The organism is Aeromonas sp. HMWF014, from assembly GCF_963878295.1.
GTDB classification, from domain to species: Bacteria; Pseudomonadota; Gammaproteobacteria; order Enterobacterales; family Aeromonadaceae; genus Aeromonas; species Aeromonas popoffii.
This window is the reverse complement of record NZ_CAWNYS010000320.1, coordinates 1-7,991: the sequence shown is the minus strand read 5'-3', so window position 1 is coordinate 7,991 and position 7,991 is coordinate 1. Positions and strand designations below refer to the sequence as shown.

The following is a 7,991-nucleotide window of genomic DNA, read 5'->3' as shown; positions in this document are numbered from 1 at the left end:
GCTCGGGGCCGTGCCCGGGGTTGAGTTCGACCTCAAGGGGGAGAAGCTGGATCTCGACGCCTGGCTCGGCAAACCGGCAGCGGCCCAAGCCGCAGCGTCGACCCCTTCGGCGCCCGTGAAGACGGCAGACAAGGGTACATCCCCCGCCAAGGTGGCCCAGGCGCTGTCGGCGCTGGAGCCTGATCTGAGCGCGCTCAAGGCGTTTGATCTGGCCGGTCGGCTGCAATTGGGCAGCCTGCGGCTGAAGGGACTGGACTTGAGCGCCGTCGATCTGCAACTGGCGTTGGCGGGTGGCCAGCTCAGCCTCAAGCAGTTCAGCGCCGGCGTGGCCGGTGGTCAGGTAACTGCAAACGGCGTGCTCGATGCCCGTCAGCAACCAGCCCGCTACCAGATACACAAGCGGGTGCAGGGGGTGAATGTGCGCCCGTTGCTGCAAACTCTGGCCCAGAGCGATCTGCTCGAGGGCAAGGGGGATCTCGAGGTCGAGGTGCAGGGCCGTGGCTTGTCTGAGCAGGCGCTGCGCAGCCAGATGCAGGGCAAGGTAAGCCTCAAGTTGAGCGATGGTGCCCTGCACGGCATCAATCTGGCGGAGATGATCCGCGAGGCGCGGGCTACCCTGACCGGCAAGGGGGTCGAGCAGGTCAAAGAGGCCCGTAAGACCGACTTCAGTGCCTTCATCGCCAGCTTCCAGATTGCCAACGGCGTGGCCCGTACCGACGACATCCAGCTGTTTGCTCCGGCCCTGCGGGTGAAGGGCGAGGGTCAGACAGCTCTGGTGCCGGAAACCCTGGATTTCCTGTTCCTCACCTCCATCGTCGAGAGCAGCAAGGGCCAGGGCGGCAAGGATGTGGATGAGCTCAAAGAGATCACCATACCGGTGCGCATCGGTGGCCACTGGCAGGCTCCCAGCTACCGGCTCGACGTGAAGGCGCTGCTCGGCAACAACAAGCTACTGGAGGAGAAGGCCCGCAAGGAGGCCGAGCGTGGCCTGAAAAAATTGCTGGGGGACAAGGCTGACAGCGAAGGCGTCAGGGGAGTGGCCGATCAACTGCTCAAGGGGTTGTTCAAGTAGTTATCCCCCCTTTCATTACCATTCAGAGCCCGCCCAGTGCGGGCTCTTTGCTGCAGGCCAGCAAGGTGTCGGATCGCGGCTTTGCCATCAAAGATGGGGTACTATCCGGGTCAGTCAGAGAGACAGTGGACAAGGAGCGTCCATGAACAAACATGTGCTGATCACGGGTGGCAGCCGGGGGATAGGGGCGGCCACAGCCCGCCATCTGGCGGGGCAGGGTTATCACCTCTGCATCAACTATCGGCGTGACCGGCAAGCTGCCGAGGCGCTGGTGGCGCAGATCCGGGCGCAACATCCGGTCGCCTGCATAGCGGTGCAGGCGGATATCAGTGTCGAGGCCGAGGTGGTGCGCCTGTTTGAGGAGATGGATGCGCGACTCGGGGTGATCACCCATCTGGTCAACAACGCCGGCATCTTGCAGCCCCAGATGAAGGTGATTGAGATGAGCGCCGAGCGCATCAACAAGACCCTGACCACCAATGTGACCGGCTATTTTCTCTGCTGCCGGGAGGCGGTGCGGCGCATGACGGCGGGCGGCGCTATCGTCAATGTCTCCTCGGCCGCCGCTCGCCTGGGCTCGGCGGGTGAATACGTGGACTATGCCGCCTCCAAGGGGGCCATAGACGTGCTGACCAGAGGATTGTCGCTGGAGGTGGCAGCGCAGGGGATCCGGGTCAACGGGGTACGCCCTGGCTTTATCTACACCGAGATGCATGCTGACGGCGGTGAACCCGATCGGGTGGAGAGAGTGAAAAACCAGATCCCGCTGCAGCGGGGTGGTCAACCGGCCGAGGTGGCCGCCGCTATTGCGTGGTTGCTGTCGGACGACGCCTCCTACGTCACTGGCACCTTCATCGACCTTGCCGGGGGGCGATAGGCATCTGGCGCAGACTGGGTTGAAAGGGGCGGAATTAATCCGCCCCCAAACCAAGATTATTCGTAGACGGCAGTGGCAGTCAGTAACTGGTCGGCAAAAGTGAATATTTCATCGATAGAGCAGATGGGATACCGGGTTTCTTTTTTATCGGTGTCAAATAATCCAAGATATTTTTGCTTCGAATTGAAATGTAACCGGCAAAGCGGCTTACGGTTATTATCGTCGAGCAGGATGCCAAAATAGCTCTGGGTGTCTCTTGCCGCGATTCTGGTTACATCAAATTGTTGTCTCAGAATCGCCTTGACGACATTAAAGCCTTCCATCTCTTCAATTGTTGTATCGACCTTTGATTTCTCCTCACAACCTCCTTCGGTATTATTGTTGTCACTTGATAGATCACTATCCAATGCCGGTTGGATAGCTGAGGCGCTGACACTGCTACCAATCGCAGATTTCAATCTGGCATTGATACTGTCATTCAGAAATTGGCTAAGCGCCTTCTTGGTGATATCGGTAAAGGACTGTTTGACTTTTGCGGTCAGCACACCGTCATAGATTCTGGATGCAAAAAACTTAACAAAGTCTTCTTCCGGTGAGCCAAATTGTTCGGCTAGCAGTCTTTTTATCTGGCTTAGGTATTTTAGTTCGCCAGCGGCATCGACAACAGATTCAACATCGAAAGAGGTTTTGGTTAGTTTCAATACCTCAGGCACAATGTGTTCATCAATGTCTTCCAGATCGAGCGTTAAAAATGGTTTTTCATCCATTTTGTTTGGCGCATCAAGGTCTGTATAGAACTCATATTGTGCCCCATTGGTCAGAATGCCGATTCGAGCATTAGTAACTGAAAAATAACGAAAGAGTTGGCCTGAGTGCTTAGCAGAGAGTTTTTCACTGTATTTCTTGCACTCGACCAGGATTTGCACTTGACCATCTTTGAGAATGGCGTAGTCAACCTTTTCCCCTTTTTTGATGCCTGTATCTGCGGTGAATTCCGGGATCACCTCCGTAGGATCAAACACATCATAACCGAGTACACGGTTGAGAAATGGCATAACAAACGCGTTTTTAGTTGCTTCTTCGGTTGTGATCATCGATGACTGTTGAGCAATCTTTTTGGCGAGACTCTGTAGCTGCTCTGAAAAATCCATTTTTGCCTCTCTGCGTTGGGACTGGAATTGTTGAGTCGATATTCACCTATCATATCTGGCCAAAATCAGGTGAGGTCATAGACACAGCTTATCTCTGCGTATATTCAGCAAAGTGCCATACGATTCCAAGGCTGGTGTGCCTGAAACAGGATCTAGCTCACCGCTATTGAGTGTTATGTGAAGAAAAAATGAGCTTATAGCAGGCATTTATATTAGAAGGGGCGCCCAAGCGCCCCTTTCTCGTTGATCCGGCAGTGTTGTATCTCACTCCCCCAACAGCAGTTGCCAGACCGCCAGCACATGGCCCCGTTCGGTCAGTAACTGGTCGTCGCTCACCTTGCGGGAGATCTCCGAGAGGTTGAGGCGATGGCCGAGGTTACGGATCTCCAGATAGGCATGTTTCAGCCCTTCCGCCTGCTCCAGTGTGAGTACGCCCACCAGCACGCACTCGTCGAAGATGCGCACGTTATCGGACCAGCGGGTCAGCACCTCGGGCTCGCCGCAGGCGTGGGCCAGCACCAGATACTGGGCGATAAATTCGATATCCACCATGCCGCCGGGGGACTGCTTGAGGTCGAACTCGCCGGCCCCCGCCTTGAGCAGGTGATCCCGCATCTTGTGGCGCATCTCGCGCACCTCGCGGGCCAGGGTCGGCAGCTCCCGCGCGTTGGCCAGCACATCGCGGCGGATGCGGGCAAACTCGGCAACGATGGTGTCATCGCCATAGATGGGTCGGGCCCGCACCAGCGCCTGATGCTCCCAGGTCCAGGCTTCGTTTTGCTGATATTGCTCATAGGCCGAAAGCGACGAGACCAGCAGGCCAGCGTCGCCGGAGGGGCGCAGCCGCATGTCGATCTCGTAGAGGATCCCGGACGGGGTGCGGGTGCTGAACAGATGCAGGATCCGCTGGGCCAGACGCAGGTAGAACTGGCGGCTGTCGATGGGTTTGCGGCCATCGGTATAGCTGTTGGGATCGCCGCCGTGCAGGAAGACGAGATCGAGATCCGAGCCGTAGCCGAGCTCAATGCCGCCCAGCTTGCCATAGGCCACCACCGCAAAGCCGCGCTGGCCGCTTAACGCCACCTCGGGCGGCACCCCGTAGCGTTCGCTCATCTGGGTCCACGCCTGATTGACCACCTCTTCGGTGATCGCCTCCGCCAGCCAGGTGAGGTGGTCGCTCACCTTCATCAGCGGCAGGGCGCCGGCGATGTCGGCTGCCACGATGCGCAGCAGTTGCACCTGCTTGAACTGGCGCAGCGCCTCCATCTGCTGCTCCACATCCTCCTCGGGGATGCGCAGCAGGAACTGGCGCAGTTGGGGCTTGTACTGATCGAGCGGGGTGGGGTGGTAGAGGTGCTGGGGATCGAGCAGCTCATCGAGCAAAATGGGGTAGCGTGCAAGCTGCTCGCTCACCAGATGGCTGGCATCACACAGCCGTACCAGCTGGCGCAGGGCACCCGGGTTTTCCGCCAGCAGCTGCAGATAGGCGCTGCGGGTGAAGATGCGGGCCAGCAGCGCGCACACCCGCTCGAACAGGCGGGCGGGTTGCTCACTGGCCACCACCAGTCGCAGCAGCTCCGGCATCAGCCAGTCCAGCGCGATGCGCCCCTGCGGCCCGATCTGACGGCGCTTGTACTCCTCCTTGAAGCGCAGCAGGGCGGCGCAGAGCGGGGCGGGCTCGGCCACCCCCTGCGCGGTCAGCAATTTTTCCAGCTCGGCGGCATCGAGCTCGGTGCGCCAGAGATCGAGCCAGAGCTGCTCCAGATGGGCGGGGGCCTCTTTCTCTTCCCCCACCACGGCGGCGAACTCCTGATGGACGGCCGCCATCTCTTCATCCAGATGGGCCATAACGGCGCCCCAGTCGCCAAAACCCAGAGCAGCGATCAGCCGCTGGCGATCCCGCTCCTCGGTGGGCAGGGTCTGGGTCTGCTGATCGCCGATCTCCTGCAGGATGTTCTCCACCCGGCGCAGGAAGCGATAGGCATCCAGCAAGCGGTCGCAATGGGCGGATTCGAGGGCGCCGCACCGGGCGATGGCGGCCAGTGCCTCCGGCAGGTGGCGCACCCGCAGCGCAGGCTCACGACCACCGCGAATAAGTTGCAGCGCCTGGGCAATAAACTCCACCTCGCGAATGCCGCCAGCCCCCAGTTTGATGTTGCCCTCCAGCCCCTTGCGGCGCACCTCGGCGGCGATCATCGCCTTCATCTGGCGCAGGCCGTCGATGACGCCAAAGTCGATATAGCGGCGAAACACGAAGGGGCGCAACATCTCGGCCAGCTCGACCGCGTGCGCACACTGGGGCCCCAGCACCCGTGCCTTGACCATGGCGTAGCGCTCCCAGTTGCGGCCGTGGTGCTGGTAGTAATCCTCCATGGCAGCAAAAGAGATGGCCAGCGGCCCCGCATCGCCAAAGGGGCGCAGCCGCATATCGACCCGGAACACCTGGCCATCCTGGGTGGGCTGGTGCAGGGCGTTGATCAGCCGCTGGCCCAGCTTGATGAAGAAGGGCTGGTTAGCCAGCTCGCGCCGCCCGCCGACCGTGTAGCCGTTCTCGGGGAAGGTGAAGATAAGGTCGATATCCGAGGAGAAGTTGAGCTCGCCCCCGCCCAGCTTGCCCATGCCGAGAATGAGCAGCGGCTGCGGGTTGCCATTGCCGTCCATCGGGGTGCCCAGCTCGCTGCACTGTTTGGCGTAGAGCCAGTCGCGGGCTGAGCAGATGAGGGCATCCGCCAGCTTGGTGAGATGGATAAAGCTCTCTTCCACTGCGGCGTGGCCCAGCAGCTCGCGCCAGGCGATCACCAGCATGCGGCTGCGACGGAACTGGCGCAGGATGCGCTTGAGCGCCTCTTCATCATTCACCTCGGCGAGCAGGGCGGTCAGATCGCGCTGGTAGGCGGGCCAGCGTTCAGCCCGCTCCAGATCCCCGGAGGCGAGCAGTTGTGTCAGCAACTCCGGCTGTTTGAAGAGGGAATCGGCGACAAAATCGGAGAGGCCCAGCAGGGTCAGCAGGGTCTGGCGAACCGGCTTGGGCAGGTTGCCATAGTCGGGGGCCAGCTCGACCAGCCGCTGCCACTGGCGCTCGGCCTGTTCTTGCAGCAAGGGCGGGAAAGAGGTGATAGATGCGGAGATTGATGCTGGGAGAGAAGCAAAATGCTGGGCCACGGTTGCCGTCCTTGTGGTTAACGGGTCTGCAGGGTGAATGAAAATGCTGGCAGCCAATCTAGCACTGTCGAGCGGCTCGGCACAGTGCGATGGGCGAGCTGGTCGCAGGTACCCTCACCGTGCACAGTCTCACCCCTGCGCCACAGCGCAGGGGTGTACGGCATGAACCGGCGAGCGCTGCGATCTCTGGTCAGGATCGCTGATAGATCTCGGGATCGTACTTTTCCATCAGGCTGGCCGGTTTGCGCGGTGGCACGAAGCCAAAACCGGCATAGAGGCCGTGGGCATCCGACGTAGCCAGACTGAGGCGCCGCAGCCCCTGCAATTGCGGGTGAGCCAGGATAGCCGTCATCAGCGTCTTGCTGTGGCCCCGGCCACGATGGGCGGGCAGCACGAATAGATCCGCCAGATAGCCGAAGGTTGCCTTGTCGGTGATGACCCGGGCGAAGGCCACCTGCTGACCTGCCACGTAGCCACCGAAACAGAGAGAGTGGTTGATGGCTCTCTGTACCGTCGCCTGTGGAATACCGAGGCACCAATAGGCCTCCTCGGACAAAAATTGGTGGATCAAGGGCACGTCGAGCCGTCCCTTGTCGTCGCTGATCTCCAGTTGGGAGTGATCTTGTGGGTGCTGCATCCAGGCTCCTTGCCGTGACATGAATAAGAAAGGCCCCTCGCGGGGCCTTCCAGTTTACTCAAATCGCGGTCTCAGGCCAGTTTGAAAGCCTGGATGATGAGTACTGTCCAGGGTCTGGCGGTGATGAGCCGTTTGCTCCTGTATCCGGTCTGCGAGGTAATGCCCGTCAGGCCAGTTTGAAAGCCTGGATATGGGTATCCAGGGTCTGGCTATGGTGTTCCACCAGCTCGGAGGCTTCCTGCAGCTCCCGCAGGACGACCACGGATCCTTCCACCACCTGCTTGACTTGCTCCAGGTTGCCGCTCATCTCTTCGGCCACCGAGCTCTGCTGCTCGGAGGCGGCGGCGATGTGGCGGTTCATGTCGGCTACCCCCTGTACCCGCAGCACTATGGTGGCGAGCTGATCACCGGCCTGGGTCACCTGCTCCACCCCCTTGTCGGCCTGTTGCACGCTCTTGGCCATCAGCTCGGCAGCCTGACGGGCATTGCCCTGCAACTGTTCGATCATCTTCTGGATCTCGACGGTGGCGGCCTGGGCCCGGTTAGCCAGCTCGCGTACCTCTGACGCCACCACGGCAAAGCCGCGACCCGCCTCACCGGCGCGGGCAGCCTCGATGGCGGCATTGAGGGCCAGCAGGTTGGTCTGTTCCGAGATGCCGCGAATAGTATCCACGACAGAGCCAATCTGTTCGACTCCCTGCTCCACCTCGTTGACCACGGTGGCGGAGCGCTGGATGTTGCCGGAGAGGGTATCTATGGTGCTGACGGTAGCCGCCACGCAGCGGCTGCCCTCTTCGGCCAGCAGGCTGCTGTCGGCGGTGGCGTGGGAGGCCTGCTCCGCATGGGCGGCCACCTCGCGAATGGCGCCCACCATCTGGCTCATGGCGCTGGCCAACTGTTCTATCTGGGTGAACTCCTCGCTGATGGCCTCGTTGGCCTCTTCCATGCAAAGGGTGACCTGGGAGGCGATGTCGTTGATCTCCTTGCAAGCGACGCGCTGGGTGCCGAATACCTGCTTGAGGTTTTCCTGCGAGTGGGCCACCGCCTTGGCGATGTCGCCGAACTCGTCGCGGGACTTGAGCAGCACCTTGT

General features: G+C 60.6%; 6 protein-coding genes. 2 read left to right on the top strand and 4 right to left on the bottom strand.

The features are described 5' to 3' along the window. The coding region (locus tag AAC083_RS13430) for an AsmA family protein (protein WP_146181671.1) at positions 1-1,072 on the top strand (1,072 nt) is incomplete at its 5' end. Positions 1,073-1,214: 142 nt separating this feature from the next. Continuing rightward, positions 1,215-1,949 carry an SDR family oxidoreductase gene (locus tag AAC083_RS13425; protein ID WP_108536853.1) on the top strand — a complete coding sequence of 245 codons (735 nt, stop codon included), beginning with the start codon at positions 1,215-1,217 and terminating at the stop codon, positions 1,947-1,949. Positions 1,950-2,005: 56 nt separating this feature from the next. Here the strand turns inward: AAC083_RS13425 and AAC083_RS13420 are convergent, their stop codons facing one another. The 4 genes from AAC083_RS13420 to AAC083_RS13405 form a co-directional block, all read right to left on the bottom strand. Beyond that, positions 2,006-3,100, bottom strand: coding sequence for a type I restriction endonuclease (locus tag AAC083_RS13420; RefSeq protein WP_108536852.1), 1,095 nt, complete (start codon positions 3,098-3,100; stop codon positions 2,006-2,008). 264 nt (positions 3,101-3,364) lie between these two features. Next, on the bottom strand, positions 3,365-6,262 hold the full coding sequence (glnE, locus tag AAC083_RS13415) for a bifunctional [glutamate--ammonia ligase]-adenylyl-L-tyrosine phosphorylase/[glutamate--ammonia-ligase] adenylyltransferase (RefSeq protein ID WP_108536851.1): 2,898 nt from the start codon (positions 6,260-6,262) through the stop codon (positions 3,365-3,367). A 190-nt stretch (positions 6,263-6,452) separates the two neighbouring features. Beyond that, positions 6,453-6,899, bottom strand: coding sequence for a GNAT family N-acetyltransferase (locus tag AAC083_RS13410; RefSeq protein ID WP_108536850.1), 447 nt, complete (start codon positions 6,897-6,899; stop codon positions 6,453-6,455). Between the two features lie 166 nt (positions 6,900-7,065). After that, a partial coding sequence (locus tag AAC083_RS13405; protein ID WP_108536849.1) for a methyl-accepting chemotaxis protein occupies positions 7,066-7,991 on the bottom strand: 926 nt, incomplete at its 5' end.